General features: G+C 63.3%; 27 protein-coding genes. 14 read left to right on the top strand and 13 right to left on the bottom strand.

Annotated features, from left to right (window positions below; all coding sequences use genetic code 11):
- Positions 1-11: 11 nt before the first annotated feature.
- Both DL899_RS05885 and tmpT read left to right on the top strand, forming a co-directional pair.
- Positions 12-1,238, top strand: a complete 1,227-nt coding sequence (locus DL899_RS05885) for an argininosuccinate synthase (RefSeq protein WP_111733048.1) — start codon at positions 12-14, stop codon at positions 1,236-1,238.
- 128 nt (positions 1,239-1,366) lie between these two features.
- Complete coding sequence (gene tmpT, locus DL899_RS05890) at positions 1,367-2,008, top strand: thiopurine S-methyltransferase (protein WP_111733049.1); 642 nt, start codon at positions 1,367-1,369, stop codon at positions 2,006-2,008.
- A 17-nt stretch (positions 2,009-2,025) separates the two neighbouring features.
- Here tmpT and DL899_RS05895 read toward each other — a convergent pair whose 3' ends face one another.
- Positions 2,026-4,281 (bottom strand): NADP-dependent malic enzyme, encoded by a 2,256-nt coding sequence (locus tag DL899_RS05895; RefSeq protein ID WP_111733050.1) that lies wholly within the window; start codon positions 4,279-4,281, stop codon positions 2,026-2,028.
- A 164-nt stretch (positions 4,282-4,445) separates the two neighbouring features.
- On the opposite strand from DL899_RS05895, the gene mutS reads away from it, so the two are divergent.
- Positions 4,446-7,061 carry a DNA mismatch repair protein MutS gene (mutS, locus tag DL899_RS05900; protein ID WP_111733051.1) on the top strand — a complete coding sequence of 872 codons (2,616 nt, stop codon included), beginning with the start codon at positions 4,446-4,448 and terminating at the stop codon, positions 7,059-7,061.
- A 19-nt stretch (positions 7,062-7,080) separates the two neighbouring features.
- On the opposite strand, the gene DL899_RS05905 is transcribed toward mutS, so the two are convergent.
- Both DL899_RS05905 and hrcA read right to left on the bottom strand, forming a co-directional pair.
- Entirely contained in the window at positions 7,081-7,641 is a 561-nt protein-coding gene (locus DL899_RS05905) for a nucleotide exchange factor GrpE (protein WP_111733052.1), read from the bottom strand.
- 9 nt (positions 7,642-7,650) lie between these two features.
- Positions 7,651-8,715 (bottom strand): heat-inducible transcriptional repressor HrcA, encoded by a 1,065-nt coding sequence (gene hrcA, locus DL899_RS05910; protein WP_111733053.1) that lies wholly within the window; start codon positions 8,713-8,715, stop codon positions 7,651-7,653.
- A 121-nt stretch (positions 8,716-8,836) separates the two neighbouring features.
- Here hrcA and rph point away from each other — a divergent pair, with 121 nt between their 5' ends.
- From rph to DL899_RS05930, 4 genes are read left to right on the top strand one after another with little or no spacing between them, the layout of a single operon-like run.
- Entirely contained in the window at positions 8,837-9,553 is a 717-nt protein-coding gene (gene rph, locus DL899_RS05915; RefSeq protein WP_111733054.1) for a ribonuclease PH, read from the top strand.
- Entirely contained in the window at positions 9,546-10,154 is a 609-nt protein-coding gene (gene rdgB, locus DL899_RS05920; protein WP_111733055.1) for an RdgB/HAM1 family non-canonical purine NTP pyrophosphatase, read from the top strand. Before rph ends, rdgB begins: the two co-directional genes overlap by 8 nt.
- Positions 10,117-11,301, top strand: a complete 1,185-nt coding sequence (hemW, locus tag DL899_RS05925) for a radical SAM family heme chaperone HemW (RefSeq protein ID WP_111733122.1) — start codon at positions 10,117-10,119, stop codon at positions 11,299-11,301. Before rdgB ends, hemW begins: the two co-directional genes overlap by 38 nt.
- A 3-nt stretch (positions 11,302-11,304) precedes the next feature.
- Positions 11,305-11,658: a YbaN family protein gene (locus tag DL899_RS05930; RefSeq protein WP_111733056.1), complete on the top strand. Its 354-nt coding sequence runs from the start codon at positions 11,305-11,307 to the stop codon at positions 11,656-11,658.
- Here the strand turns inward: DL899_RS05930 and DL899_RS05935 are convergent.
- From DL899_RS05935 to hemJ, 7 genes are all read right to left on the bottom strand, one after another.
- Positions 11,633-12,544, bottom strand: coding sequence for a ParB/RepB/Spo0J family partition protein (locus tag DL899_RS05935; protein WP_111733057.1), 912 nt, complete (start codon positions 12,542-12,544; stop codon positions 11,633-11,635). The genes DL899_RS05930 and DL899_RS05935 overlap by 26 nt on opposite strands.
- Positions 12,545-12,558: 14 nt before the next feature.
- The gene (locus tag DL899_RS05940; protein WP_111733123.1) at positions 12,559-13,368 is read right to left on the bottom strand and encodes a ParA family protein; all 810 of its coding nucleotides are present in this window, start codon (positions 13,366-13,368) and stop codon (positions 12,559-12,561) included.
- Entirely contained in the window at positions 13,361-13,969 is a 609-nt protein-coding gene (rsmG, locus tag DL899_RS05945; RefSeq protein ID WP_111733058.1) for a 16S rRNA (guanine(527)-N(7))-methyltransferase RsmG, read from the bottom strand. The genes DL899_RS05940 and rsmG overlap by 8 nt, the downstream gene beginning before the upstream one ends.
- The gene (gene mnmG, locus DL899_RS05950) at positions 13,966-15,837 is read right to left on the bottom strand and encodes a tRNA uridine-5-carboxymethylaminomethyl(34) synthesis enzyme MnmG (RefSeq protein ID WP_111733059.1); all 1,872 of its coding nucleotides are present in this window, start codon (positions 15,835-15,837) and stop codon (positions 13,966-13,968) included. The genes rsmG and mnmG overlap by 4 nt, the downstream gene beginning before the upstream one ends.
- A 3-nt stretch (positions 15,838-15,840) precedes the next feature.
- Positions 15,841-17,127: a tRNA uridine-5-carboxymethylaminomethyl(34) synthesis GTPase MnmE gene (gene mnmE, locus DL899_RS05955; protein WP_111733124.1), complete on the bottom strand. Its 1,287-nt coding sequence runs from the start codon at positions 17,125-17,127 to the stop codon at positions 15,841-15,843.
- A 25-nt stretch (positions 17,128-17,152) separates the two neighbouring features.
- On the bottom strand, positions 17,153-18,424 hold the full coding sequence (gene rho / locus DL899_RS05960; protein WP_111733060.1) for a transcription termination factor Rho: 1,272 nt from the start codon (positions 18,422-18,424) through the stop codon (positions 17,153-17,155).
- Between the two features lie 121 nt (positions 18,425-18,545).
- Positions 18,546-18,986, bottom strand: a complete 441-nt coding sequence (hemJ, locus tag DL899_RS05965) for a protoporphyrinogen oxidase HemJ (RefSeq protein ID WP_111733061.1) — start codon at positions 18,984-18,986, stop codon at positions 18,546-18,548.
- Positions 18,987-19,402: 416 nt separating this feature from the next.
- Between hemJ and DL899_RS05970 the strand changes: the two genes are divergently transcribed.
- Genes DL899_RS05970 through dnaQ form a run of 4 tightly spaced genes read left to right on the top strand, consistent with a single transcriptional unit; the run spans position 19,403 to position 22,113 of the window.
- On the top strand, positions 19,403-20,002 hold the full coding sequence (locus DL899_RS05970; protein ID WP_111733062.1) for a Maf family protein: 600 nt from the start codon (positions 19,403-19,405) through the stop codon (positions 20,000-20,002).
- Positions 19,999-20,832, top strand: a complete 834-nt coding sequence (locus tag DL899_RS05975; protein ID WP_111733063.1) for a shikimate dehydrogenase — start codon at positions 19,999-20,001, stop codon at positions 20,830-20,832. The genes DL899_RS05970 and DL899_RS05975 overlap by 4 nt, the downstream gene beginning before the upstream one ends.
- A complete protein-coding gene (coaE, locus tag DL899_RS05980; RefSeq protein ID WP_111733064.1) occupies positions 20,829-21,422 on the top strand; it encodes a dephospho-CoA kinase in 594 nt (197 codons plus the stop codon). The genes DL899_RS05975 and coaE overlap by 4 nt, the downstream gene beginning before the upstream one ends.
- Positions 21,415-22,113 carry a DNA polymerase III subunit epsilon gene (gene dnaQ / locus DL899_RS05985; RefSeq protein WP_111733065.1) on the top strand — a complete coding sequence of 233 codons (699 nt, stop codon included), beginning with the start codon at positions 21,415-21,417 and terminating at the stop codon, positions 22,111-22,113. The genes coaE and dnaQ overlap by 8 nt, the downstream gene beginning before the upstream one ends.
- A 10-nt stretch (positions 22,114-22,123) precedes the next feature.
- Here dnaQ and secB read toward each other — a convergent pair whose 3' ends face one another.
- Together secB and DL899_RS05995 are read right to left on the bottom strand one after the other, a co-directional pair.
- The gene (gene secB, locus DL899_RS05990) at positions 22,124-22,630 is read right to left on the bottom strand and encodes a protein-export chaperone SecB (protein ID WP_111733066.1); all 507 of its coding nucleotides are present in this window, start codon (positions 22,628-22,630) and stop codon (positions 22,124-22,126) included.
- Positions 22,631-22,689: 59 nt separating this feature from the next.
- Complete coding sequence (locus DL899_RS05995) at positions 22,690-23,166, bottom strand: FxsA family protein (protein ID WP_111733067.1); 477 nt, start codon at positions 23,164-23,166, stop codon at positions 22,690-22,692.
- Positions 23,167-23,277: 111 nt separating this feature from the next.
- Here DL899_RS05995 and DL899_RS06000 point away from each other — a divergent pair, with 111 nt between their 5' ends.
- The 3 genes from DL899_RS06000 to DL899_RS06010 are packed head-to-tail and all read left to right on the top strand — an operon-like array spanning position 23,278 to position 25,579.
- On the top strand, positions 23,278-23,943 hold the full coding sequence (locus tag DL899_RS06000; RefSeq protein WP_111733068.1) for a Tim44/TimA family putative adaptor protein: 666 nt from the start codon (positions 23,278-23,280) through the stop codon (positions 23,941-23,943).
- A complete protein-coding gene (mltA, locus tag DL899_RS06005) occupies positions 23,940-24,977 on the top strand; it encodes a murein transglycosylase A (RefSeq protein WP_111733069.1) in 1,038 nt (345 codons plus the stop codon). Before DL899_RS06000 ends, mltA begins: the two co-directional genes overlap by 4 nt.
- Positions 24,974-25,579 carry a Smr/MutS family protein gene (locus DL899_RS06010; RefSeq protein ID WP_111733070.1) on the top strand — a complete coding sequence of 202 codons (606 nt, stop codon included), beginning with the start codon at positions 24,974-24,976 and terminating at the stop codon, positions 25,577-25,579. The genes mltA and DL899_RS06010 overlap by 4 nt, the downstream gene beginning before the upstream one ends.
- On the opposite strand, the gene DL899_RS06015 is transcribed toward DL899_RS06010, so the two are convergent.
- Positions 25,562-26,785 (bottom strand): MFS transporter, encoded by a 1,224-nt coding sequence (locus tag DL899_RS06015; RefSeq protein ID WP_111733071.1) that lies wholly within the window; start codon positions 26,783-26,785, stop codon positions 25,562-25,564. The two genes, DL899_RS06010 and DL899_RS06015, sit on opposite strands and share 18 nt — an antisense overlap.
- Positions 26,786-26,804 lie beyond the last annotated feature (19 nt).

A 26,804-nucleotide genomic window follows, 5' to 3' on the forward strand; every position in this document is an offset into this window, starting at 1 on the left:
AGGGGAAAACGATGTCCGCGCCTAAGAAAGTCGTGCTGGCCTATTCCGGGGGGCTTGATACCTCGATCATCCTGAAATGGCTGCAAACCGAATATGGTTGCGAGGTAGTGACCTTTACCGCCGATCTTGGCCAGGGCGAAGAGCTGGAGCCGGCGCGCCACAAGGCCGAGCTGCTGGGGATCACGCCCGAGAACATCTATATCGAGGACATCCGCGAGGAATTCGTCCGCGACTTCGTTTTCCCGATGTTCCGCGCCAACGCCGTCTACGAGGGGCTGTACCTGCTGGGCACCTCCATCGCACGCCCGCTGATTTCCAAGCGGCTGGTCGAGATCGCCGAGGAAACCGGAGCCGATGCCGTGGCCCACGGCGCCACCGGCAAGGGCAATGACCAGGTCCGGTTCGAACTGGCGGCCTATGCGCTCAACCCCGATATCAAGGTCATCGCGCCGTGGCGGGAATGGGACCTGACCAGCCGGACCAAGCTGTTGGGCTTTGCCGAGGAACACCAGATTCCCATCGCCAAGGACAAGCGTGGCGAGGCGCCGTTTTCGGTCGACGCAAACCTGCTGCACACCTCGTCCGAGGGCAAGGTGCTGGAAGACCCCGCCGAAATGGCGCCCGATTACGTCTATCAGCGCACGGTTCACCCCGAGGACGCCCCCAACACGCCGGAATACATCGAGGTCGGCTTTGAACGCGGCGACGCTGTCAGCATCAATGGCGAGGCGCTGTCGCCCGCCACACTGCTGACCCGCCTCAACGAGCTGGGCGGCAAGCACGGGATCGGCCGCCTGGACCTGGTCGAGGGGCGCTTTGTCGGCATGAAATCGCGCGGCATTTATGAGACGCCGGGTGGCACCATTCTGTTGATGGCCCATCGCGGGATCGAGCAGATCACGCTCGACCGTGGCGCGGCGCATCTCAAGGACGAACTGATGCCGCGCTATGCCGAGCTGGTCTATAATGGCTTCTGGTACAGCCCCGAGCGCGAGATGCTGCAGGCGGCGATCGACCACAGCCAGGCCCATGTCACCGGCACGGTGCGGCTCAAGCTCTACAAGGGGTCGGTCAACGTGGTCGGCCGCTGGTCGGATCACAGCCTTTATTCCGAGGCGCATGTGACGTTCGAGGATGACGCCGGCGCCTATGACCAGAAAGACGCCGCCGGGTTCATCCAGCTCAACGCTCTGCGGCTGAAGCTCTTGGCCGCGCGGAATCGGCGGTTGAAGGGCTAAGGTAAAACACCGCCGGATCGCATATGATCCGGCGGTGTTTTCATCGCCACGGCCCGCACGCGTTGCCAGCTAACATCGCCGCATCCCACAGCAGGGATGGCGCGATGCAAACGGGAGGAGATGCCGCAATGGAACAGGAATTCTGGCACCAACGCTGGCAAGACGGGCGCGTCGGCTTTCACGAGGGGCGGGTGAACCCGATGCTGGCCAAATATCTGGACCAGCTGGAACCGGCACCCGGCGCGCGCATCTTTCTGCCCCTTTGCGGCAAGACCGTCGATCTGGGCTGGCTGCGCGATCAGGGATATCGCCCCGTCGGGGCCGAGCTGAGCGGCATCGCCATCGGCGAGCTGTTCGCAGAGCTTGACCTTACGCCAGAGGTGACGCCCGCTGGCCCGCTCAAACGCCATGCCGCCGATGGGATCGAGGTGTTCGAGGGCGATATTTTCGACCTGACCGCCCAGGTTCTTGGCCCGGTCGACGCGGTTTTCGACCGCGCCGCCCTGATCGCCCTGCCCGAGGCGATGCGCGGCGACTATGCCGCCCATGTGACCGCCATAACCGGGCGCGCGCCGCAACTGATGGTGACGTTCGACTATGATCAGACTGCTATGGCCGGCCCGCCCTTTTCGGTGACGGGGGCCGAGGTCGCGGCACTCTACGGGGCCGATTACACCATCGAACGGCTTGACGCGCGCGAAGTGCCCGGCGGGCTGAAGGGTTTCTGCCCGGCGCAGGCGGAAACCTGGCTGATGACGGCGCGTGCCTGACTGGGGTCAGCCCGGCCCTAGCCCACCTTGCAGGCGGCCAGCACCGCCATGTTCAGGATGTCGTTCGCGGTCGAGTTGGTGGAACAGATCTGGATCGAGTGGTCGATGCCCGCCAGGATCGGGCCGATTATCGTCGCACCCGCCATTTCCTGCATCAGCTTGGTCGAGATCGACGCCGAGTGCCGCGCCGGCACCACCAGGATGTTGGCGGGTCCGGTCAGCCGCTGGAACGGGTAATGTGCCTGTGCCGCCGGGTTGAGCGCCACATCGACGGTCATTTCGCCCTCGAATTCGAAATCCAGGCCCCGCTTTTCCAGCACCAGCGGCGCGCGGTGCATCTTTTCCGCCCGTTCCGAGCGCGGATGCCCGAAGGTCGAGAACGACACGAACGCCACCCTTGGTTCCAGCCCCAGTTCACGCGCGACCTCGGCCGAACGCTCGGCGATATCAGCGAGATCTTCCTCGTCAGGCCATTCATGCACCAGGGTATCGCTGACCAGCACGATCCGCCCCTTGTGCAACAGCGCTGTCACCCCGACCGCGCCATGTTCGGCATCGGCGTCGAAAACATGGCTGATGCGGTCGAGCACATGCGCCGATTTGCGCGTCGCGCCCGTCACCAGCCCGTCACCATGCCCGTGCGCCAGCATCAGCGCCGAAAACACGTGCCTGTCGCGCGCCGCCAGGCGGTGCACGTCCTGCTGGTCGAACCCGAGCCGCTGCAGCCGCGAATAAAGCATCGCCTTGTAGGCCTCCAGGTGGGGGGTCTTGGCGGCATTGGTGACTTCGATCTCGGACACCGCATCGCCCAGTCCCGCGCCCTCCAGCTTGGCCTTCACGTCATCGTCGCGGCCCACCACGATGGCCTTGCCAAAGCCCGCGCGCTGATACTGCACCGCCGCGCGCAGCACGCGGGGGTCGTCGCCCTCGGCAAAGATCATGCGTGCCTGCGCGGCGCGGGCGCGGACGTTGATCGACCGCATGATCGAGGCGGTCGGATCGAGCCGCGATTTCAGCGCCTGCTCATAGGCGTCCATGTCCACGATCGGGCGTCGTGCAGCACCGGTGTCCATGCAGGCGCGGGCCACCGCCGGCGGGATGGTATGGATAAGCCGCGGGTCGAACGGCGTCGGAAGGATATAGTCGCGCCCGAAACTGAGCTTGAGACCATATGCCACGGCGACCTCATCAGGAACATCGGCGCGCGCCAGCTTGGCCAGGGCCTCGGCACAGGCGATCTTCATCTCGTCGTTGATGGCGCGGGCGTGGCAATCCAGCGCCCCGCGAAAGAGATAGGGAAACCCCAGAACGTTGTTGACCTGGTTGGGGTAATCCGACCGCCCGGTGGCCACGATGGCGTCGGGGCGCACGGCGTGCGCCTCTTCGGGCGTGATTTCCGGGTCGGGGTTGGCCATGGCGAATATCACCGGGTCCGGGGCCATCGCCGCCACCATTTTTGTGGTCACCGCGCCCTTGGCGGACACGCCCAGGAAAACATCCGCGCCTTCCATCGCCTCTTCCAGCGTGCGCAGCCTGGTCTTGACCGCATGGGCGGATTTCCATTGGTTCATGCCCTCGGTGCGACCTTGATAGATCACGCCCTTGGTGTCGCAGACGATGCAGTTTTCGTGCCGCGCGCCCATCCGCTTGAGCAGTTCGATACAGGCGATCCCGGCAGCGCCGGCACCATTCAGCACGATTTTCACATCCTCGATCTTCTTGCCCGAAAGGTGCAGCGCGTTGATCAGCCCCGCCGCACAGATCACCGCCGTACCGTGCTGGTCGTCATGAAAGACCGGGATGTCCATCTGTTCCTTGAGCGTCTGCTCGATGATGAAACATTCCGGCGCCTTGATATCCTCAAGGTTGATACCGCCAAAGGTCGGACCCATCAGGCGCACCGCATCGATGATCTGTTGCGGGTCTTCGGTGTCCAGTTCGATGTCGATCGCGTTGACATCGGCAAAGCGCTTGAACAGAACCGCCTTGCCCTCCATCACCGGCTTGGAGCCAAGCGCGCCAAGGTTGCCCAGGCCCAGCACCGCCGTCCCGTTCGAAATCACCGCCACCAGGTTGCCCTTGTTGGTATAGTCATAGACGGTTTCGGGGTTTTCGGCGATCGCCTCGCACGGTACGGCCACCCCCGGCGAATAGGCGAGGCTTAGGTCGCGCTGCGTGGTCATCGGCACGGTCGCGGTGATCTCGAACTTGCCTGGCGTCGGTTCGAGATGATAGGCCAGCGCCTCTGCTGCGGTATATCTGGGTCGGGACATGGCGGGGTGCGGTTCCTTGTGATTGAATTCGATGCATACCGGGGCTTTACCGTTTGCTCAACAGCCGCGAGAAACGGGTTTCGCCCGCCAGCCCCGCTTTGTAAGCTGCGCCGGGACTGAACCAGGGGGACAAGGTGACGTCGCAAAAGCCGGCCATAACGCCGATGATGGCGCAGTATCTTGAGATCAAGAGCCAGCATCCGGATGCGATGTTGTTCTATCGGATGGGCGATTTCTACGAGCTTTTCTTCGACGATGCGGTGGCCGCCGCGGCGGCGCTGGATATCGCGTTGACGAAACGCGGCAAGCACCTGGGCGAGGATATCCCGATGTGCGGCGTGCCGGTTCACGCGGCCGAGGGGTATTTGCTGACGCTGATCCGCAAGGGCTTTCGCGTTGCCGTGGCCGAGCAGATGGAAGACCCCGCCGAGGCAAAGAAGCGCGGCAGCAAATCCGTGGTCCGGCGCGACGTGGTGCGGCTGGTCACCCCCGGCACCCTGACCGAGGACAGCCTGCTGGATGCGCGCCGTCACAATTTCCTGGCCGGTTTCGCCCGCGTACGCGACGAGGTGGCGCTGGCCTGGGTCGATATCTCGACCGGCAGCTTTCACGTCATGCCGCTGGCCGCTGACCGGCTGGCGCCGGAGCTGGCGCGGCTGGCGCCCAGCGAGCTGATCCTGCCCGAGACGGAAGAGGGCGATCTGGCCGAAATCGTCTCTGACATGGGGATTTCAGCCACTCCGCTCGCACGCTCGGCCTTTGACAGCGGCGGCGCCGAAGAACGGCTTTGCGCCCTGTTCAAGGTCAGAACGCTGGAGGCCTTCGGCGGTTTCGGGCGCGCCGAGGTGTCGGCGATGGGCGCCATCGTCGAATATCTGGAAATCACGCAGCGGGGCCGGCTGCCGCTGTTGCGCCGCCCGGTGCGCGAGGCGCAGACCCAACTGATGCAGATCGACGCCGCCACGCGGCGCAACCTGGAGCTGACGCGCGCCCTGTCGGGCGGGCGCGAGGGCTCGCTCCTCTCGGCCATCGACCGCACGGTGACAGCCGGCGGCGGGCGGTTGTTGGAGCGGCGTCTTTCGTCACCCTCGTGCGAGGTGGACGTGCTGCACCGGCGGCAGGCGGCGGTGGCGTTCGCGGTCGAAAAGCCCCGCTTTCGTGACGATTTGCGCGCCGCGCTGCGCCATGTCCCCGACATGGACCGCGCGCTGTCGCGCCTCGGGATTGACCGTGGCGGGCCGCGCGACCTGGCCGCCATTCGCAACGCGCTGGAACAGGCGGCGGCCATTGCCGGGATGCTGGCCGATCACGACCTGCCCGATGAACTGGCCCACGCCGCAGGTCAGCTGACGGGCTTTGACGACCTGCAAACGCTGCTCGACCAGGCGCTGGTGGCCGAACCGCCGCTTTTGGCGCGTGATGGCGGGTTCATCGCCCCCGGCTATGATGCCGACCTCGACGACGCGCGCCGCCTGCGCGACGAAGGGCGCGGCGTGATCGCCGGCATGCAGGCCGGCTATGCCGAACAGACGGGGATCAAGAGCCTCAAGATCAAGCACAACAACGTGCTGGGCTATTTCGTCGAGGTGACGGCGACCCACGCCGAAAAGATGCTGGCGCCGCCCCTGACCGACACCTTCCGCCACCGCCAGACCACGGCCAACCAGGTGCGCTTTACCACCGCCGAGCTGAGCGAGCTGGAAAGCCGCATCCTGAATGCGGGCGGGCGCGCGCTGGATATCGAAAAGCGACTCTATGACAGCCTGAAAGGCGCGGTTCTGGATCACGCGCCAGCGCTGTCACGAACCGCCGCGGCGCTGGCCGAGCTTGACCTTGCGACCGCACTGGCAGACCTGGCCACCGCGGGTGACTGGTGCCGCCCGCAACTGGACGACAGCCGCATGCTGGTGATCGAGGGCGGCCGCCACCCGGTGGTGGAACGCGCCCTGCGCATCGAGGGTGGCACGCCTTTCGTGGCCAATGACTGCACCCTCGGGGATGACAGCGACATATGGCTGCTGACCGGGCCCAACATGGCTGGGAAATCCACCTTTCTGCGGCAGAACGCGCTGATTGCCGTGCTGGCGCAGATGGGCGGCTATGTGCCCGCGCGGCGCGCCCATATCGGCGTTGTCAGCCAGCTTTTCAGCCGCGTGGGCGCGTCTGACGATCTGGCGCGGGGGCGTTCGACCTTTATGGTCGAGATGGTGGAGACCGCCGCCATCCTCAACCAGGCCGATTCCCGCGCGCTGGTCATCCTGGACGAGATCGGGCGCGGCACGGCCACCTATGACGGGTTGTCCATCGCCTGGGCGACGCTGGAACACCTGCACGAGGTCAACCGCTGTCGCGCCCTCTTTGCCACTCACTACCACGAATTGACGGCGCTGGCCGACCGGCTGGAGCGGGCCGACAACGCCACCGTCACCGTAAAGGAACATGACGGCGAGGTGATTTTCCTGCACGAGGTCCGCCGCGGCGCCGCCGACCGCAGCTATGGCGTGCAGGTCGCGCGGCTGGCCGGTCTGCCGGCGGCGGTGGTGGAGCGGGCGCGCGTGGTGCTGGACGCGCTGGAGCGGGGCGAACGCGAAGGCGGCGGCCGCCGCGACGCAGTCATCGACGAATTGCCGCTGTTCGCGGCCCGACCTGCGGCAGCACCGGCGCCCGAGCCGGTGGCCTCGGAGGTCGAGACACGCCTGGCCGAAATCCTGCCGGACGAGCTGACCCCGCGAGAGGCGCTGGACCTGATTTACAAGTTGAAAGCGTTGGCCAAGGGCTGATCAATCAGCCCCTGCCCCATTATTCCCGGTTCGACGACACGCCCACCCGCGCCGGCCGCAGGATGCGGTCGTGCAGCATGAAGCCCTGGGCCGAAACCTGAATGATCTCGCCCTGTTTCGTGCCCGGCAGCGGGGCCTCGAACATCGCTTCGTGGTACTGCGGGTCGAACTTGTCGCCCACCTGCGGGTCGATCACGCGGATGCCGTGCTTGTCGAACACGTTGACCAGTTCACGCAACGTCAGTTCCACGCCTTCGATCAGCGGACCGGCAAGCTCTTTCTGTTCATCGGTTACGGTTTCAACCGCTCGCTTGAGGTTGTCGAACACCGGCAGCACGTCGCGCGCCAGCTTGGATCCGCCGTAATTTTCGGCCTCGACACGGTCCTTTTGCGCGCGCTTGCGGGCATTTTCGGCATCGGCCAGTGCACGCATGAACTTGTCCTGGAACGCATCGCGTTCGGCGCGCAGCGCTTCGATCTCGGCCTGCGGATCGGGCAGATCCATATCGGTCGTGGCCTTGTCCGTGCTGTCCTGTTCGACAATATCCTCTGCGATGTTGTCCTGCTTTGGCTCTGCCATCTCTTACCTCTAGCTTCGATCCGCAATCAGCTTGCCGACGATTTGCGCCGTGTAGTCGACGATCGGCACGATGCGGCCATAGTTGAGTCGGGTGGGTCCGATCACGCCCACTGCACCAATGATCTTTCGATCCGCGTTCATATAGGGAGAGACCACCAGAGAGGAACCCGAAAGTGAGAAAAGTTTGTTCTCGGAGCCGATGAAAATGCGCACGCCGGCGCCCTCCTCGGCCAGTTCCAGGAATTCGGCGATGTCACGCTTGCGTTCCAGATCGTCAAAGAGCGATTTGATACGCTCCAGCTCCTCTTCCTCGGCGTCCGAGCTGAGCAGATTCGACCGCCCCCGCACGATCAGCCGCTCGAAATGATCGGTATCGTCGTCCCATACCGCCAGGCCGCTCTTGACCAATTGTCGGGCCAGCTTGTCGATTTCCTGCCGGCGCGTTTCGATCTCGCGCGCGATGACTGACTGCAGTTCCGACAGGGTCTTGCCCTCGATCAGCGCGTTGAGGAAATTCGCCGCCTCGCGCATCGAGCTGGGCGTTTGCCCCGGCGGCGGGCTGAAGATGCGGTTCTCGACGTGCCCGTCGGCAAAGACCAACACCACCAGCGCGCGGTCATGCGACAGGCTGACGAATTCGATATGCTTGATCGGCGCCTCATGCTTGGGCGTCAGCACCAGTGACGCGCCGTGCGTCACCCCCGACAGCGCTGCGCCGATCCGGTCGAGCGTGGCGCCGACATCGGCGGAATTGCTGGCCAGCGTCGCGTCGATCTTTTCACGGTCATCCAGTTCAAGGTCTCTGACCTCCAGCAGGCTATCGACGAACATCCGCAGCCCTTCCTGCGTGGGCACGCGGCCCGCCGATACATGCGGGCTGTCGAGCAGCCCGAGATATTCGAGATCCTGCATGACGTTGCGAATCGTCGCCGCGCTGACCTTTTCGGTCATTTCGCGGGTCAGCGTGCGCGATCCGACCGGATCGCCCGTGGCCAGATAGCTTTCGACCACCCGGCGAAACACCTCGCGCGAGCGTTCGTTCATCTGTTCAAGGGTCTTGCCGGCGTCGTTCATGACGGGTTCATGCTGATCATGTGATGCGCCATTAAAGACGGTGCTGTGAAAAGGTCAATCGGGGTTGCGCTCTCTGTTTGCGGCCATGTATCCCGTTTGCACATAAAAGCGGGGAAACAAGATGCGGCCTTCGGGTAGAGACTTAAGTGAGATGCGGCCGGTTTCAATCGAAACCGGGGTCACAAAACACGCAGAGGGGTCCTGTCTGATCCGTATCGGCGACACCCATGTCATGTGCACCGCCACGATCGAGGATCGCGTGCCGCCCTTTATCAAGGGCAGCGGGCTGGGCTGGGTGACGGCGGAATACGGCATGCTGCCGCGCTCGACCACCAGCCGCATGCGGCGCGAGGCCGCGGTCGGCAAGCAGGGCGGCCGCACGGTGGAGATCCAGCGCCTGATCGGGCGCAGCCTGCGCGCCGGGATAGACCGCGTGGCGCTGGGCGAACGCCAGATCACCGTCGACTGCGACGTGCTGCAGGCCGATGGCGGCACACGCTGCGCCTCGATCACCGGCGGTTGGGTGGCGCTGCGCCTGGCGGTGAACAAGCTGCTGAAAACCGGCGATGTCATCACCGACCCGATGCCCGACCCGGTCGCGGCGGTCAGCTGCGGCATCTATGCCGGGCAGCCGTTGCTGGATCTCGACTATCCCGAGGACAGCGAGGCAGGCGTTGACGGCAATTTCGTGATGACGGCCAAGGGCCAGCTTATCGAGGTGCAGATGAGCGCCGAGGGCGCAACATTTTCCCGCGCCCAGATGGACCAGCTGATCGACCTGGCCGAAAGCGGCGTGCGCGAACTGGCGACGATCCAGATGGCGGCCGCGAATGCGTAAGTTTACCGGCGATACACTGCTGGTGGCGACCCACAACGCCGGCAAGCTGGACGAAATCGCCAGTCTGCTGAAACCCTACGGCGTGCAGGTCGTCGGCGCCGCCGAAAGGGGCCTGCCCGAACCTGATGAGACCGAAACCACCTTTGTCGGCAATGCCCGGATCAAGGCCCACGCCGCCGCCCGCGTCGCCGGCCTGCCGGCGCTGGCGGATGACAGCGGCATCGAGATCGAGGCGCTGGGCGGTGCACCCGGTGTCTATACGGCCAACTGGGCCGAAACAGAGACCGGCCGCGATTTCCACATGGCGATGCAGCGCGCCCATGACGAACTGGTCGCCAGCGGCGCACCCCAGCCGTGGAAAGCGCGGTTTTGCTGCACCCTGGTGATGGCCTGGCCCGATGATCATGACGAGGTATTCGCCGGCACCATCGAGGGCCAGATCATCTGGCCGATGCGCGGGGCCGAAGGGCACGGATACGACCCGGTCTTTCAGCCCGACGGTCATGACATGACCTTTGCCGAGATGAACGCGGACCAGAAAAACCGCATCAGCCACCGTGCTGATGCGTTTGCCAAGCTGGTCAAGGGCTGTTTTGACTGACGACTGGCAACAGGGGGGCTTTGGCCTTTACATCCACTGGCCCTTCTGCGCCGCCAAATGCCCCTATTGCGATTTCAACAGCCATGTTTCCCGCCAGATCGACCATGATCGCTGGAACAGGGCCTATATTTCGGAAATCGACCGCGTCGCCGCGCTGCTGCCTAGGCGGGTCTTGAACACCGTCTATTTCGGCGGCGGCACACCCAGCCTGATGCCGCCCGATATGGTCGCCGACATGCTGGAGCGCATCCGGCAACGCTGGCCAACCGCGAATGACCTTGAGGTCACGCTGGAGGCCAATCCCGGCTCGGTCGAGGCGGGACGCTTTGCCGGCTACGCCGCTGCTGGCGTTTCGCGCGTCTCAATCGGCGTGCAGGCGTTGAATGATGCCGATCTGGCGCGTCTGGGCCGCATTCACAGCGTGGCAGAAGCAAGACAAGCAATTGATATTGCACATGAATTCTTTGATCGTGTCAGTTTCGACCTGATCTATGCCCGTCAGGACCAGACCCTTGCGGACTGGCGGCAAGAGCTGACCGAGGCGCTGACGCTGGCGGCGGATCACCTGTCGCTCTACCAGCTGACTATCGAACCCGGCACCGCCTTTGGCGACCGTTATGCGCGCGGCAGGTTGTCCGGCCTGCCCGACGACGACCGCGCAAGCGCCATGTTCGACCTCACGCAGGAGCTTTGCGAACAGGCGGGGATGCCAGCCTATGAAGTCTCTAATCATGCCAGAACAGGCTCTGAATCCCGTCACAACCTGATCTATTGGCGCTACGGCGACTATGCCGGGATCGGCCCCGGCGCCCATGGCCGGATCACCCTGAACGGCCAGCGTCATGCGACCGAAACGCACCGTATGCCCGACGCATGGCTGGCGGCGGCCGAGATCGGCAACGGCGACAGCGCCAGCCCTATCCCGCGGCGGGATCAGGGCGATGAATACCTCATGATGGGGTTGCGGATTGCCGAAGGGATTGATCTGGCACGCTACAAAGCTATCTCAGGGGCGGCCCTGCCCAAACGGGCCGTGCTGGAGCTTGAGGATATCGGCATGATCACACGCGAATCCGGACGCCTGCGCGCCACACCCCGGGGTCGGCTGGTGCTGAACGCCGTCATCCGGGCCCTGCTGGCGGACTGAGCGATGCAACTGGCGTGGTTTTCCCTGGGAATGCTCAGCCTCGGTGTGGGGCTGGTCGGTATTGTGCTGCCGCTGGTGCCGACAACGCCCCTGCTTTTGCTGGCGGCGTTCTGCTTTTCCCGCTCATCCGAGCGGCTCTATAACTGGCTCTTGAGCCATCGCAGCTTTGGCCCGGTGATCGACGACTGGCGCTCGCGCGGCGCCGTCAATCCGCAGGCCAAGCGGATGGCGACGGTGGCCATTCTCGCGGTGCTCGGCCTGTCAATGGCATTCGGGGTCGGTGCGCTGATCCTGGCAATACAGGCCGTCACGCTGGGCTGTGTCTTGCTCTTTATCTGGACCCGGCCGAGCTATTGAGGCTGAGGATGCGACACAGTTCGTCCAGCTGTTCCAGCGTGTCATAGGCGATCACGACCTTGCCGTTTTCCCGCCCCGACTGATGATCAATCGCCACCTTCATGCCCAGGCTGGCAGAAAGATCGCCCTCAAGCGTGCGGGTGTCGGCGTCTTTCTCGGCTGCCGGCCGGGGTTTTGAAGGTTTCGCAGCGTCCTTGTTCTCGGCCGCCTTGACCAGCTTTTCGGTTTCCCGCACCGAAAGCCCCTTCTTGATCACCTCGCGCGCCAGCGCGACCGGATCTTCGGCGGTGATCAGCGCGCGGGCATGGCCCGACGACAGCTTGCCCTCGCGCAGCCAGGCTTGAACATCCTCGGGCAGGCTAAGCAGCCGCACCGTGTTGGCGATGTGGCTGCGGCTTTTGCCCAAGGCCTTGGCTAGCATATCTTGTGTATGGCCAAACTTCTGCATCAACTGGTTGTAGCCGGCGGCCTCTTCCACCGGGTTCAGGTCAGCCCGCTGAACATTTTCGATGATTGCGACTTCCAGCACTTCGGTATCGTCGAAATCGCGCACCAGCACCGGGATATGGTGCAGCCGTGCCATCTGTGCGGCGCGCCAGCGGCGTTCGCCGGCGACGATTTCAAATTGTCCCTCATCCCTGGGGCTTGGCCGCACGATCAGTGGCTGAATGATGCCCTTTTCGCGAATCGAGGACGCCAGATCTTCCAGCGCAGCGGTGTCAAAGGTACGGCGCGGCTGATCTGGGTTGGGAACGATCCGTTCGACCGGCACGGTGCGGTCAGGCTGGCGCGGTGCGTTTTCATCTTGCTCCGATGCGTCGGTCACATCCGCCATCAGCGCCGACAGGCCCCGGCCCAACCCACGTTTCGGTTTCTTGCTTGTCATTCTGCCCGTCCTTTTCAAGCCGCAACGCGGGTATGGTTGCGCACCAATTCCGCAGCCAGGCTTCGATATGCCTGCGCGCCCTTGGAATTGCTGTCATAGCGCAGCACCGGCATCGAAAATGACGGCGCCTCGCTCAGCCGGACATTCCGGGGCACAAGGGTCTTGAACACCAGCTCGCCCAGGTTTTCCCGCGCATCCTGTTCGACCTGCGACGACAGGTTGTTGCGCGCGTCGTACATTGTCAGCACCACGCCCTCAATCCTCAGGTTGGGATTGGCCGATTGCCGCACCTCGCGGATGGTCAGCATCAGCTGCGACAGCCCCTCGAGCGCAAAGAATTCCGATTGCAGCGGCACCAGCACCGAATGCGCCGCCACCATCGCGTTGACGGTCAGCAGGTTCAGCGACGGCGGGCAGTCGATCAGGATATATTCAAAGCCGAACGCATCCATCGCCGGTTGCCGCAGCGCGTCATGCAACAGAAAGCTGCGCTTTTCGTTGGAAATCAACTCCATGTCGGCCGAGCTGAGGTCGACCGTCGCCGGGATGACCGACAGGTTTTCCTCGCTGGTCGGTTGGATCACATCACCAAGGGGGATTTCCTCGAGCAGCAGATCGTAGGTGGTGTATTCCCGCGCCTCGGGCATGATGCCAAGGCCGGTCGAGGCATTGCCTTGCGGGTCGAGATCGACGATCAGCACCTTGTGGCCAGCCTCTGCCAACGCAGCACCAAGGTTGATGGTCGTGGTCGTCTTGCCCACACCCCCCTTTTGGTTGGCGACGGCGATGATCCTGGGCTGTCTGGGCCGGGTTGGGTCAGACACGGGCAACTCCTGTAATATGCAGAAGAACGGGGCCGTCTTCGGTTTTACTTTTAGCAACCCGGTGCGAAAATTTCCACGCCTTGCGTGCGGCGGACAGCTCTTTTTCCCAGGTTGCGCCCTTGGGAAAGATGGCAACGCCGTTCGGGGCAAGATGGCGTTCGGCAAAACCCAGCAATGTCGGCAGATCCGCCAATGCACGGGCCGACAGAACATCCGCCATCAGGGGCGGCGTGGTTTCGATCCGGTCGGTGATGACAGTCGCGGGCGCCCCGGTTTCGCGGATCACCGTGTTCAGGAACGCGCCCTTACGCACATCGCTTTCAACCAGCGTCACACGCCGGGGTGAGCCGGTTTCCATCGCCATGATGGCGATCACCAGACCGGGAAAGCCGCCGCCCGCACCCAGATCGGCCCAATGGCCCACCGGATGCGGCACGAGGTCGTATAATTGCGTGGAATCGGCAAAATGGCGCGTCCAGAGGTTGGGCAGCGTGGCTTTCGATACCAGGTTGATGCGTGGATTCCATTTGCGCAGCAGCGCGGCATAGATTTCCAGCCGCTCGGATGTTTCACGTGAAACATCCAGACCCTGCCCCGTCATGCGCGCCTTACCCGCCTGGATTGCCGCAGCCGGATCAGGATCAGAGTCAGCGCCGCCGGCGTCATCCCGTCGATGCGGCCCGCCTGCGCAAGGTTCGTCGGTCGCGCCGCCGTTAGCTTGGCTTTCAGCTCATGCGACAGGCCGTCAAGCGCGCCGAAATCGAAATCAGCGGGGATTTCCTGTGCCTCGTCACGCTTTAGCATCTCGGCATCGCGGTTCTGACGCTCGATATAATTCGCATACAGCGCGTCACGTTCCACCTGCGCACGGGTCTCAGCGTCAAAGTCCGCAAGGCCCGGGTCAAGCGCCTCAAGCGTCGCAAAAGTTATGTCGGGAAAGGACAGCAGCTGAAATCCCGTGCGGCGGGCGCCATCCTGATTGACCGACAGACCGACGTCCCTGAGCTGCCTTGGCGTATAGCTTTGTTCCTCCAGCCGGGTGCGGGCGGCCTGCAACCTCTCGATCTTGTCGCCGAATGCCGCCTTGCGCTGTTCACCCACGCAGCCAAGCTTGACCCCTATCGGGGTCAACCGCTGGTCGGCATTGTCTGCGCGCAGCGACAGCCGGAACTCGGCGCGCGAGGTGAACATTCGGTACGGTTCACTGACGCCCCGGGTAATCAGGTCATCAATCATCACCCCGATATAGCTGTTTGCCCGGCTAAAGATCACAGCCTCGCGCCCCTGAACCACCAGCGCCGCGTTCAGCCCGGCGACCAATCCCTGCGCCGCGGCCTCTTCATAGCCGGTCGTGCCGTTGATCTGCCCGGCCAGGTACAGCCCCGGCACCGACTTGACCGCCAGCGTCGCATCCAGCGCGCGGGGGTCGACATAGTCGTATTCGATGGCATAGCCCGGCTGCAAAATGCGTGTGTTTTCAAGGCCCCTGACCGAACGCACATAATCCTCCTGCACGTCCACCGGCAGCGACGTCGAGATCCCGTTGGGATAAATCACGTTGTCCGACAGGCTCTCTGGTTCCAGGAAAATCTGGTGAGAGGCCTTGTCGGCAAAGCGGACGATCTTGTCCTCGATCGAGGGGCAATAACGCGGGCCGATCCCGTCGATATGGCCGCCATACATCGCGGACCGGCCCAGGTTGGCGCGGATAATCTCGTGCGTTTTTTCGTTTGTGTGGGTGATCCCGCAGGCCACCTGTCGCGCCGCCGGCGCATCCGACAGGAACGAAAACAGCACAGGGTCATCATCGCCCGGCTGTGATTCGAGGATATCCCAATCAATCGTCGCGCCATCCAGCCGCGGCGGCGTGCCGGTCTTGAGCCGCCCCAGCGGCAGGTCGAATGAATCGATCCGCTCGGCCAGCTTTACCGAAGGCCGGTCGCCCATACGCCCGCCCGGTCGGGACACGTCACCGATATGAATCACGCCACGCAGAAAGGTGCCGGTCGTCAGCACCACCGCACCAGCGCTGACTTCGCTGCCATCGGCCAGCACCACGCCGCCGACACGGTCGCCTTCCATCAGGAAATCAGCGGCCTCGCCCTCGATGACATCCAGTCCGTGTTGCGCGGCGATCTCGGCCTGCATCGCCTCGCGGTAAAGCTCGCGATCCGCTTGCGCCCGCGGGCCCTGCACCGCTGGGCCCTTGCGACGATTAAGCAGCCGAAACTGGATGCCGGCGCGGTCGGCCACCCGGCCCATGACGCCGTCGAGCGCGTCGATCTCGCGTACAAGGTGCCCCTTGCCTAGCCCGCCGATGGCCGGATTGCACGACATCACCCCCAGGTCGCGGCGCGACAGCGTCACCAGAGCGGTGCGCGCGCCCATCCGCGCCGCCGCGTGGGCCGCGTCGGCACCGGCATGACCGCCGCCAATGACGATGACGTCAAAATGTTTCACGTGAAACATCCCTCATTTACCCAGACAAAAGCTGGCAAAGATTTCGTCCAGTACATTCTCGACATCTACGCGTCCTACCAGAGAATCAAGGGCCCGCACAGCGCTGCGCAGCTCTTCGGCGGCAATTTCGGCCGCTTCCTCGCCACGGGGCAACAAGACCTCGACTGCCTCCAGCCCGGTAAGGCCGCGCGCCATCGCATCCCGGTGGCGTTCGCGCGTTGCCACACCACCGCCAGAGGTCCGCGCCGACAGCGTTTGACCTATCCGATCAACCAGCGCCGCAACGCCCTGTCCGGTCTTGCCTGAGATACCATTTTCCGCATCCGGGTACAGATCGGCCTTGGAAACAAGCACGATATCATCCGCCCGCGGCACCATCTGCGGCGCCTCATCCGGCGAGATCAGGAACACCCGCAGATCTGCCGCCTCGGCCCGCTGACGCGCGCGGTCGACGCCGATCGCCTCTACCGCATCCCGCGTATCCCGCAACCCGGCGGTGTCGAGCAATGTCACCGGCAATCCGCACAGGTCCATCCTTACCTCGATCACGTCACGCGTTGTCCCGGCATGTTCCGAGGTGATCGCCGCCTCGCGTCCTGCCAACGCGTTGAGCAGGGTTGATTTCCCCGCATTTGGCGCGCCGACAATGGCCACCTCGAACCCTTCGCGGATACGTTCGGCCATGCCGACACCGGCGATCTCCTGGCGCAGTCCGGCCATGACCGAGGACACCAGCGCGCCGACCTCAGGCCCGACATCCACCGGCACATCCTCGTCCGAAAAATCAATCGTTGCCTCCAGCAGCGCCGCCGCGTGGACCAGTTCGTGCCGCCAGCCTTCGGCCTTGCGCCCCAGATCGCCGGCAAGAACCCGCATCGCCTGGCGTCGCTGTGCCTCTGTCTCGGCATCTATGAGGTCGGCAAGCCCCTCGACCTGGGCCAGGTCGAGCTGCCCATTTTCCAGCGCCCGCCGGGTGAATTCGCCCGGTTCCGCTGGTCGCAGCCCGTCCATGCGGGATAGTTCCGCCTGCACCGCCGAAACGACTGCGATACTGCCATGTGCCTGAAATTCCACAGATTTTTCACCGGTAAAGCTGTGTCCTGCGGCAAAGGTCAGCACCAGGGCGCTGTCGATGCGCTGTCCGTCCGCACCGCGCAGCACGCGCACCGATGCCTGTCGGATCGGCGGCACGTCGCCGCATAATGTCTGCACGGCATCATGCGCCCGCGGCCCCGACACGCGGATCACCGCGACGCCGGATTTTCCCGGCGCCGTTGAAACTGCAAAAACCGTATCCATCCGCGTGTCGGCCAAAGGCCCCCGGTCAGGTGTTCATGGAGTCGAAGAAATCCGAATTGGTTTTGGTCTGCTTGAGCTTGCCAAGCAGAAACTCGATAGCGTCGGTCGTACCCATCGGGTTGAGGATGCGCCGCAGAACAAAGGTCTTTTGCAGGTCGCCCTTGTCGATCAGCAGGTCCTCTTTCCGGGTGCCGGATTTCAGGATGTCGATGGCCGGGAAGACCCGCTTGTCCGCAACCTTGCGGTCAAGCACCAGTTCCGAGTTACCGGTGCCCTTGAATTCTTCAAAGATCACCTCGTCCATGCGGCTGCCGGTTTCGATCAACGCGGTCGATATGATGGTCAGCGACCCGCCCTCTTCGATATTCCGCGCGGCGCCAAAGAACCGTTTCGGCCGTTGCAGCGCGTTGGCATCGACACCGCCGGTCAGAACCTTGCCCGAAGACGGAACCACGGTGTTGTAGGCGCGCCCGAGACGCGTAATCGAATCGAGCAGGATCACAACGTCGCGCTTGTGTTCGACCAGGCGCTTGGCCTTTTCGATCACCATTTCGGCCACCGCAACGTGCCGCGATGCCGGCTCGTCGAAAGTCGAGCTGATCACCTCACCCTTGACCGAGCGCTGCATGTCGGTGACTTCCTCGGGGCGTTCGTCGATCAGCAGCACGATCAGGTAACATTCCGGGTGGTTGTGCTCGATGCTGGCGGCGATGTTTTGCAGGACCACAGTCTTACCGGTCCGCGGCGGCGCCACGATCAGCGAACGCTGCCCCTTGCCGATAGGCGCAACCAGGTCGATCACACGCGCGGTCTTGTCCTTGATGGTCGGGTCCTCGATTTCCATCTTGAACCGCTCATCGGGATAAAGCGGCGTCAGGTTGTCAAAGGCGATCTTGTGGCGGGCGCGCTCGGGGTCTTCGAAATTGATCGACGAGACGTTGACCAGCGCGAAATACCGTTCGTTTTCATCCGGGGCGCGAATCTCGCCCTCTACCGTGTCGCCCGTCCGCAGTGAATACTGGCGAATGGTTTCGGGCGAAACATAGATGTCATCGGGGCCCGGCAGATAATTCGCCTCGGGCGAGCGCAGGAAACCGAACCCGTCCTGCAGCACCTCCAGAACGCCGTCGCCATAGACAGTCCAGCCCTCGTCCGCGCGTTCACGCAGGATCTGGAACATCATCTCGCCCTTGCGCATGGTCGAGGCGTTCTCGATCTCCAGCTCTTCGGCCATGGACAACAGGTCCTTGGCGGATTTCGCCTGCAGATCGGACAGATTCAAACGGTCTTGGGACATGAGGATACACCTGTAGGTTCAGCGCATCGCGCATGAAAACCATTGGAAATTAGGAAAACAAGCCGCCCGGACGGGAGCCAACCCGGCAGATAGTCAGATTCATTGCAAATGTCAATGTTGCTTAGAATCGAACCACCACCGCGAGGACGATGATCACCATCAGAACGGTCGGCACCTCGTTCATCATCCGGTACTGCCGCCCGGTCAGGCGGTTGTTACCCGCAGCAAAATCCTGGCGCCGACGACCAAGCCATACGTGAAACCCTGTCATTGCCAGGATACCCGCACCCTTGACCCAGGGCCAGACCGACCCCCAATCGACAATGCCGGGTATCAGCACAAGGCACAGCCCGAAAAGCCAGGTTGCGATCATCGCCGGCGTCATGATGACCCGATAAAGCTTTTCCTCCATCATCTCGAAAACCGTGTCGCGGCCATCCGCGCGTTCGACATGATAGACGAACAGCCGGGGCAGATAGAATATCCCGGCCATCCATGAAATCACGGCCATGATGTGCAAGGCCTTGATCCAGGGATATGCGATCGCAAGGAGATCACCCATCTTTGCCCTCCATCGGTTCCTGCCTTCCTTATAATAAAAAGAAAGAGAATAAAGGATGATGTCTTAGTAGGCAGCGCCCAAGCTGTGGATTATCAGTTTATCAGCAGAATGATCCCCGTTGAAAAGCCCTGTTGATAACCCAGGGATTAGTTTGACGAACCTAACGAAAATGAAATTTATATATTATATTTCAGTATGTTAATGGGTCCTAACGGCTTCCAGGACCAGTGGATGATTTCGGGGGAAAGCACGGGATTGGCAGGGTTTTCCACCGCGTGACGTTATCATTGCCCCCATGCTGAAAAGTCCCGTGAGCCTAAGCATGACTCGCCCGGTTACCGGCAAAACCAATCCGGCATGGCATTTCGCGCACTCTGTCCCTACAAATCCGCTGAGAAACCCCCGGAGTTCTGCACATGCCGCCAAAACTCGTCCTCGCCTCCGGTTCGGAAATTCGCCAGACGCTGTTGCGCAATGCCGGTGTCGTCTTTGAAGCCCGGCCTTCGCGCGTGGACGAGGTGCTGATGCGCGCCTCGATGCAGGCCGAAGGCGCCCCGCCCCGCGATATCGCCGACAAGCTGGCCGAGATGAAGGCGCTGCGCGCCCCGACAACGTCGGAGACAGAACTGGTTCTCGGCTGTGACCAGGTGCTTGCCTACAAGGGCAACATCTTGGGAAAACCGGAAACGCCGGAACAAGCGCGCGAACAGCTATGCATGTTGCGCAACGACACCCATGAGTTGATCTCGGCCGCGGTGATCTGCCAGGACAGAAAACCGGTCTGGCGCCACGCCGCCACGGCCCGGCTGAGGATGCGGGATTTCTCAGACGCCTACCTGAAGGCGTATCTTGAACGCAACTGGCACAGCGTCCGCCACTCTGTCGGTGGATACAAGCTTGAAGAAGAGGGCGTGAGATTGTTTTCTGCCGTGCAAGGGGACTATTTCTGTGTCCTCGGTTTGCCGCTTTTGGAATTGTTGGCCTATCTCGGCCAATGCGGGGTGATAGAGACATGAAGACCACATCCATTCCCCTTGCCGCGGTGATTGGATCGCCCGTTGCGCATTCCAAGTCGCCGCAGCTGCACACCCATTGGCTGAAGGTCAACGGCCTGGCCGGGTATTATATTCCGATGGACGTTCGCAGCGAAGATCTGGAACAGGTGCTGCGCACCTTGCCAAAGGCCGGATTTATCGGGGTCAACGTCACGATCCCGCACAAGGAAAAGGTGCTCGAGATCGCCGATCAGATCACCGACAGGGCGACACTGATCGGGGCCGCGAACACCCTGATCCTGCGGCCGGATGGAAAGATTCACGCTGATAATACAGACGGTTACGGGTTCATCAACAACATCCGGCAGGCCGAACCCGACTGGGACCCCAAGGCAGGCCCTGCCGCGATTCTGGGCGCCGGGGGTGCGGCACGGGCAGTGGTATCGGCGCTGTTGGATGCCGGGGTGCCGGAAATCCTGATTTCGAACCGAACCAAGGTGCGGGCCGAGGCGCTGCGCGCCGATTTCGGCAAGCGTTTGCAGGTGGTTGACTGGGTGCAGGCCGGCAACATGCTGGAAGAGGCAACAACCGTGGTCAATACCACTTCGCTGGGAATGATCGGCAAGCCGTCGCTGCGCGTGCCGCTTGATGGGCTCAGGCCGGGCACGCTGGTCAACGATCTGGTTTATACCCCGCTCAAGACCCAATTCCTGGCCGAGGCAGAGGAAATGGGATGCCGAACCGTCGATGGGCTGGGAATGCTGCTGCACCAGGCGGTGCCGGCGTTCGAGCGCTGGTTCGGCGTGCGTCCGACGGTGGACAGCGCGACAAGGGCGGCGGCGCTCAGATGACGTTTCAACTGGGGCTGACCGGATCAATCGGAATGGGCAAGTCCACCACCGCGCGGCTGTTTGCCGAGGCGGGCTGCGCCGTGTGGGATGCCGACGCTGCGGTTCACCGCCTTTACGCCAAAGGTGGCGCTGCGGTCGGGCCAATTGGCCAGGCCTTTCCCGACGCGATAGAGGACGGCGCCGTATCACGCCAGCGGCTGAAAGAGATCATCACCCGCGACCCGAAGGCGCTGAAACAGATCGAAGTCATCGCGCATCCGCTGGTGGCGCAAGACCGTGCCGAGTTTTTGCGACAGACGCAGGCGGATATTGCCGTGCTCGACATCCCGCTGCTGTTCGAGACCGGCGGCGAACGGGAAATGGACGCCGTCGCCTGTGTCAGCATCGACCCCGAGACCCAGCGCCGCCGCGTGCTGGAACGCGGCACCATGACCGAAGAGCAGTTCGAGACTATCCTTGCCAAACAGATGCCCGATGCTGAAAAACGCGCACGCGCCGATTTCGTCATCATTACCGATACGGCCGAACACGCGCGCGCCCAGGTTCAGGACGTGATCCGAGAAATCCGCGAAAGGCTCCGACATGCGTGAGATCGTGCTCGATACCGAAACCACCGGCCTGAGCCCGAAAGAGGGCCACCGCATCGTCGAGATCGGCGCCGTCGAGCTGATGAACCACATGCCCACGGGCAAGACCTATCACCAGTATATCAACCCACAGCGCGACATGCCGGCAGAGGCCTTTGCCGTGCACGGTCTGGGCGAGGACTTTCTGCGTGACAAGCCGGTATTCGCCCATATTGCCGAGGCGTTCATCGACTTCGCGGGCGATGCCCGGCTGGTGATTCACAACGCCAGTTTCGACATGGCCTTCATCAATGCCGAGCTGGGTTGGATACAGCGCCCTATAATCCCGCTGGACCGCGCCATCGACACGCTGGAAATCGCGCGGCGCAAGTTTCCCGGCTCACCCGCGTCGCTGGATGCGTTGTGCCGGCGGTTCGGGATCGACAACTCTTCGCGCACGCTGCACGGTGCGTTGCTCGACTCCGAGATTCTGGCCGAGGTGTATCTGGAGCTTATCGGCGGTCGTCAGCCCGATTTTGGCCTTGCGCCCGTACAGGGCCACTCGGGCCGGGGCGCGTCCGGTGCCGAGACCGACTGGCGCCCGGGCCCGCGCCCGCAGCCCATGCCGCCGCGCCTGAGCGCTGAAGAGGCCGAGGCCCACGCCGCCTTTGTCAAGGCGATGGGCGACGGCGCACTTTGGAACAAGCTGTCCTGAATGCCGGCGCTCAGGCGTCCGCCTTTGGCGCCTCGCCGGTCTTGGCCTGAAGATCGGCAAGCTGCTGGCGATACAGTTGAACCCAGTCGATGTTTTCCAGGTTCAGCGGCGGGAAACCACCGTCACGGGTGACGTCGCTGACGATCCGGCGCATGAACGGAAACAGCAACCGCGGGCATTCGATCATCAGGAAGGGATGCAGCTGTTCCGCTGGCACCCCCTCGATATGAAAGACACCGGCATATTCCATTTCCATCAGGAAGAGCTGCTGGTCGGTTCCCTTGTTCTTGGACCCGATCTGAAGCTTGGTGACGACCTCGTATTGACCTTCGACAGACCGTTTGCGGGCATCCAGCGAAACACCAACGGTCATTTCCGGCGTGACTTCGCCACCGGTCCCCTTTTGTGCAAGCACATTTTCAAAAGACAGGTCCCGCACGAACTGGGTCAGGACGCTCATCTTGACCTTCTGCTGCCCCTCCTGCGACGTAGCGTCGCCATTTGTCTGTTCGATCATTTTCGGTCTCCAAAGCCGTCAAATTCTGGGCGGAGCCTTAGCAGCATGACAGGCGGGTCTCAATGCCTCGTCCAGCCGGAAGGGCCGGACGTGGTTGAGGGATCAACCTCTTCATACTCGCCCTCGATGATGTCGGGGCCGCCACCAGTGGGCCGCCGGGGGTCATTGGTGCCGAATTCGAACCGCTCCACCCGTACCCGCCGGCGCATCCATGCGAATGCCGCCCGCCGCACCGGCGGCATAAGCAGGGCGAAACCGATCGAGTCGGTGAAAAACCCCGGCGTCAGCAGCAACGCACCCGAAATCAGGATCATCGCGGCATGCGCCAGTGGTTCGGCCGGGTCTTCGAGTCGCGAAAAAGAGGAGCGGAGCTGCCCCAATGCCAGCGCGCCCTGGCTGCGCACCAGCCATGTGCCCAGCACCGCGGTCAGCACAACGATACCCAGCGTCGGCCACAGCCCGATGGCCCCGCCGACCTGAATGAACAGGCCGATTTCGATCAGCGGAACGGCAAGAAAGGCCAGCAGCAGCCACATATTCGGAACCTCGCGTACAGACCTGCCGCGCAAGGTGGACTTGACGGCATCGCTCACCTACATAAGAGCGTGACACACGGGTTACCATGCCCGGTCCGCAAAGAGGTGCTCATGAATTCCCCGTTACTGCAGCTTTTGGTGCTGGCAGGCATTGCCGTATTTCTGATCCTGCGCCTGAAAAGCGTACTGGGTACCCGCGATGGATTCGAGGGGCCGCCGCGCAGCGGCCTGCCCGAAACAACCAAGCCCGATCCCAAGCGGGAATTCGAGGTAATCGAGGGCGGCCCCGACCCCGACATCACCGACCATGTGCCGGAGAATTCCGACGCCGCAGCCGCGTTGGCACAGATGAAACGCATCGAGCCCGACTTTTCGGTGACCGAATTCCTGCAGGGCGCGCGCGGCGCTTATGAATGGATTTTGATGGCGTTCGAGCGCGGCAATCTGGACGAAGTCACACCGTTCCTGTCGGAAGACGTCTACGAGGCCTTTGCCCAGGTGGTCGATGCGCGGCAGGAACAGGGGCTGTCGGTCGAGGCGGAATTCATCGGCGTGCGCAGCATAACGATGGCGGACGCAAGTTTCGACGACGCCACTGGGGCCGCGCAACTGACGGTCAAATACGTGGGCGAGCTGATCTCGGTCGTGCGCGACGCCAACGGCGAAATCGTCGAGGGTCAGCCGGGCCAGCCGAAACGTCAAAAGGACAGCTGGACGTTTGAACGGGTCATGGGGTCGGACGATCCCAACTGGCGGCTCGTCGCGACGGGCGAATGATCCGGCGCCTCGGCGCGGCGGCATGTGTGTGGCTGCTGGCTGCGGCCACTTCGCCGGCCGAGGATGTCACCCAGACGGTACTGGACTTCGACGATCTGCGTGGCTGGCAGCTGGACAACCACCAGCAGGCGCTGGATGCTTTTCTGGTGACATGTCCCGACCTGCGCGATCCTGACTGGCGGTCGCTTTGCGCGCTGGCGCAGCAGAAACCCGACGCGCGGACGTTTTTCGAACTGTTCTTTCGTCCGGTGCTGATCGAGGATGGAAAGTCCGCGCTCTTCACCGGCTATTTTGAGCCAGAGCTGGACGGCGCGCGCCGTCCCGGCGGGCGGTTCCGCTATCCCGTCTACCGCGAGCCACGGATTGCCAAGGTGTCAAACCCCTGGCTGACCCGGCGCGAGATCGAAACCGGCGACGCCATGCGTGGCAAGGGGCTGGAAATCGCCTGGGTTGACGACCCGGTCGAACTGTTCTTTCTGCAGATCCAGGGATCAGGCCGCATCCGGCTGACCGACGGCAGTATCATCCGGGTGGGCTATGGCGGCTCTAACGGCCATCCTTACCGCTCCATCGGGGTAGAACTGGTGCGGCGCGGCATCTATGCCCCGCACCAGGTTTCGGCCCAGGTGATCAAGAACTGGGTCCGTCGCCACCCCAAAAAGGGGCGCGAACTGCTGTTTCACAACCCTTCCTACGTCTTTTTCCGTGTGGTTGACACCATCTCGCCAGAGGCCGGGCCGCTGGGCGCGATGAACCGCTCGGTCACGTCCAAGCGCACGGTCGCGGTCGATCCGGCATTCACGCCGCTGGGCGCCCCGGTCTGGGTCGAGAAAGAGGGCGAACACCCCTTCAACCGCTTGATGGTGGCGCAGGATACCGGATCGGCCATCAAGGGGGCGCAGCGCGCCGATATCTTTTTCGGCACCGGTGACGAGGCCGGCCGCGCGGCGGGCCGTCTGCGCGATCCGGGCCGGATGGTGGTGCTGCTGCCCATTCAGCGCGCCTTTGCCACCGCCACGGAGCCGTTTCAATGAGCCGCCGCCGCCTGCACCCTGACGAGGTTGCGCTGTGGCGGCGGGTGGCCGAAACGGCCGAGCCCCTGCAACCGCGCCGCAACGCCCCGATCGAAAAGCCTGCAAAAGGCATGAACGGCAACAAGCCCGCCCCGCGCCCCGCGCCCGAACCCGCCCCCCTGCCGGAAGGGTTCGAGATCGGCCGCAACGCCCGGCCCGGCGGCGTGCGCCACGACCTGCTGCCGGGGATCACCGAACGCGGCGCCGCAGCGCCCCTGCAGATGGATCAAAAGGCGCATGCCCGGCTGAAACGCGGCAAGCTGAAACCCGAGGCCCGCATCGACCTGCACGGCATGACGCTGGATCAGGCGCGCCCGGCGCTGATCGGCTTTATCCTTGAAAGCCACGCGCGCGAACGCCGGCTGGTTCTGGTCATCACCGGCAAGGGCAAGCACCGCGATGATACCGGCCCGATCCCGATGCGGCCCGGGGCGCTGCGCCATCATGTGCCGATGTGGCTGCAAGCGGCGCCCGCGTCGCAGGCCGTGTTGCAGGTGGTGCAGGCGCATGTGCGCCACGGCGGCGAGGGCGCGTATTACGTCTATCTACGCCGCCGGCGCTAGCAGAGTCCGCGCGCGGGTGACGCCTATGGCCATCATCACGGTGGCAAAAACAAAATAGCCCGCCACGATCAGGTATTGCGTCTCGATCCCCAGCCCGAGGTCGATCGCAAACCCGGTCAGCCCCGGCCCGATGGCCGACCCCAGCACCATGATCGCCGCCGCCATCGCCTTGATCGACCCAAGGTTGCCGGTGCCATAGAACTCGGCCCAGAAAGCATTGGGCAACGTGGTGTTGAACCCGGTTGTCAGCCCCAGGAAAACGAACCCCGTCAGCAGGGTCCACGGCCCCGGTGCAACCGCGAACAGGGCAAAGGCCACCACCATCGGGAGCTGGGAAAAGGGGATCAGCCGTGGCGTTCCGATCTTGTCCAGCGCCCAGCCCGACAGCATCATCGCGCCGATGCCGACCGCAGTATAAAGCGGAAACATCGCCACCAGTTCGAAATGGGCCAGGCCCTTGACCTCGGCAAAGTGGACCTGGTGAAAGAAAAACGCGGTGTTGAATGCGGATGGCCCCAGCAGCGCGGGTGCCATGAACCAGAACAGGAAATGGTGAAGCGTTTCGCGCCGGGTCCAGTGCCGCCCGAGCATCCCGAGTGAGCGGTCGGATTGCGCCCAGGACTGCGGCGTGCGTTCATGACGCAAGAGCAACGCCAAAAGCGGGATACCGCACAGCGCCACCAGCGCCGCCACGATCCACAACAGCCGCCAGTCCCACACCGTCATCAGCGACACGAACAAGAGCGGCAGCAACGCCTCACCCCCGGCAAAGCCCAGTGTCGCGATCGACAGCGCCTTGCCGCGCGAGGCGATGAACCAGCGCGCCATCGCCACCACCGCGATATGGCTGGTCATGCCCTGCCCGGAAAACCGCAGCGCAAAAATGACAAGGAACAGCCCCCACCAAACCGGGTTGAGCGCCATCGCCAGGCAAGCCATCGCCGTCAGCACCAGTATCACCGGCGCCAGCACACGCACGCGAAACCTGTCCGTCAGCCCGCCCGCCCAGACCATCGCCAGTGCCGAAACGAAGGTGCCGACCGTATAGATACCGCCCCATTGCCCGTGGCTGAGCCCGAAATCGGCACGGATATGGCCGGCGAAGATCGAAATGAAAAAGGTCTGCCCAAAGCTGGACAGGAAGGTCAACAGAACCCCGGCTGTCAGCCACGGGGCATTTTCGCGAAGGAAGGCAGGCACCGGCATTCGCAATCTGTTGCTCGAA

It is taken from the genome of Roseovarius amoyensis (genome assembly GCF_003260265.1).
Classification (GTDB): domain Bacteria; phylum Pseudomonadota; class Alphaproteobacteria; order Rhodobacterales; family Rhodobacteraceae; genus Roseovarius; species Roseovarius amoyensis.

Coding starts and splice junctions, on each gene's coding strand:
- DL899_RS05975 (WP_111733063.1), top strand. CDS start 19,999: ATGAAGACCACATCCATTCCCCTTGCCGCGGTGATTGGATCGCCCGTT.
- mutS (WP_111733051.1), top strand. CDS start 4,446: ATGATGGCGCAGTATCTTGAGATCAAGAGCCAGCATCCGGATGCGATG.
- DL899_RS05895 (WP_111733050.1), bottom strand. CDS start 4,281: ATGTCCCGACCCAGATATACCGCAGCAGAGGCGCTGGCCTATCATCTC.
- DL899_RS06010 (WP_111733070.1), top strand. CDS start 24,974: ATGAGCCGCCGCCGCCTGCACCCTGACGAGGTTGCGCTGTGGCGGCGG.
- rdgB (WP_111733055.1), top strand. CDS start 9,546: ATGCGTAAGTTTACCGGCGATACACTGCTGGTGGCGACCCACAACGCC.
- DL899_RS05930 (WP_111733056.1), top strand. CDS start 11,305: ATGCAACTGGCGTGGTTTTCCCTGGGAATGCTCAGCCTCGGTGTGGGG.
- dnaQ (WP_111733065.1), top strand. CDS start 21,415: ATGCGTGAGATCGTGCTCGATACCGAAACCACCGGCCTGAGCCCGAAA.
- rph (WP_111733054.1), top strand. CDS start 8,837: ATGCGGCCTTCGGGTAGAGACTTAAGTGAGATGCGGCCGGTTTCAATC.
- secB (WP_111733066.1), bottom strand. CDS start 22,630: ATGATCGAACAGACAAATGGCGACGCTACGTCGCAGGAGGGGCAGCAG.
- mltA (WP_111733069.1), top strand. CDS start 23,940: ATGATCCGGCGCCTCGGCGCGGCGGCATGTGTGTGGCTGCTGGCTGCG.
- coaE (WP_111733064.1), top strand. CDS start 20,829: ATGACGTTTCAACTGGGGCTGACCGGATCAATCGGAATGGGCAAGTCC.
- mnmE (WP_111733124.1), bottom strand. CDS start 17,127: ATGGATACGGTTTTTGCAGTTTCAACGGCGCCGGGAAAATCCGGCGTC.
- DL899_RS05905 (WP_111733052.1), bottom strand. CDS start 7,641: ATGGCAGAGCCAAAGCAGGACAACATCGCAGAGGATATTGTCGAACAG.
- DL899_RS06015 (WP_111733071.1), bottom strand. CDS start 26,785: ATGCCGGTGCCTGCCTTCCTTCGCGAAAATGCCCCGTGGCTGACAGCC.
- mnmG (WP_111733059.1), bottom strand. CDS start 15,837: ATGTTTCACGTGAAACATTTTGACGTCATCGTCATTGGCGGCGGTCAT.
- rsmG (WP_111733058.1), bottom strand. CDS start 13,969: ATGACGGGGCAGGGTCTGGATGTTTCACGTGAAACATCCGAGCGGCTG.
- DL899_RS06000 (WP_111733068.1), top strand. CDS start 23,278: ATGAATTCCCCGTTACTGCAGCTTTTGGTGCTGGCAGGCATTGCCGTA.
- DL899_RS05970 (WP_111733062.1), top strand. CDS start 19,403: ATGCCGCCAAAACTCGTCCTCGCCTCCGGTTCGGAAATTCGCCAGACG.
- DL899_RS05885 (WP_111733048.1), top strand. CDS start 12: ATGTCCGCGCCTAAGAAAGTCGTGCTGGCCTATTCCGGGGGGCTTGAT.
- tmpT (WP_111733049.1), top strand. CDS start 1,367: ATGGAACAGGAATTCTGGCACCAACGCTGGCAAGACGGGCGCGTCGGC.
- hemW (WP_111733122.1), top strand. CDS start 10,117: ATGCGTTTGCCAAGCTGGTCAAGGGCTGTTTTGACTGACGACTGGCAA.
- hrcA (WP_111733053.1), bottom strand. CDS start 8,715: ATGAACGACGCCGGCAAGACCCTTGAACAGATGAACGAACGCTCGCGC.
- hemJ (WP_111733061.1), bottom strand. CDS start 18,986: ATGGGTGATCTCCTTGCGATCGCATATCCCTGGATCAAGGCCTTGCAC.
- rho (WP_111733060.1), bottom strand. CDS start 18,424: ATGTCCCAAGACCGTTTGAATCTGTCCGATCTGCAGGCGAAATCCGCC.
- DL899_RS05935 (WP_111733057.1), bottom strand. CDS start 12,544: ATGACAAGCAAGAAACCGAAACGTGGGTTGGGCCGGGGCCTGTCGGCG.
- DL899_RS05995 (WP_111733067.1), bottom strand. CDS start 23,166: ATGTGGCTGCTGCTGGCCTTTCTTGCCGTTCCGCTGATCGAAATCGGC.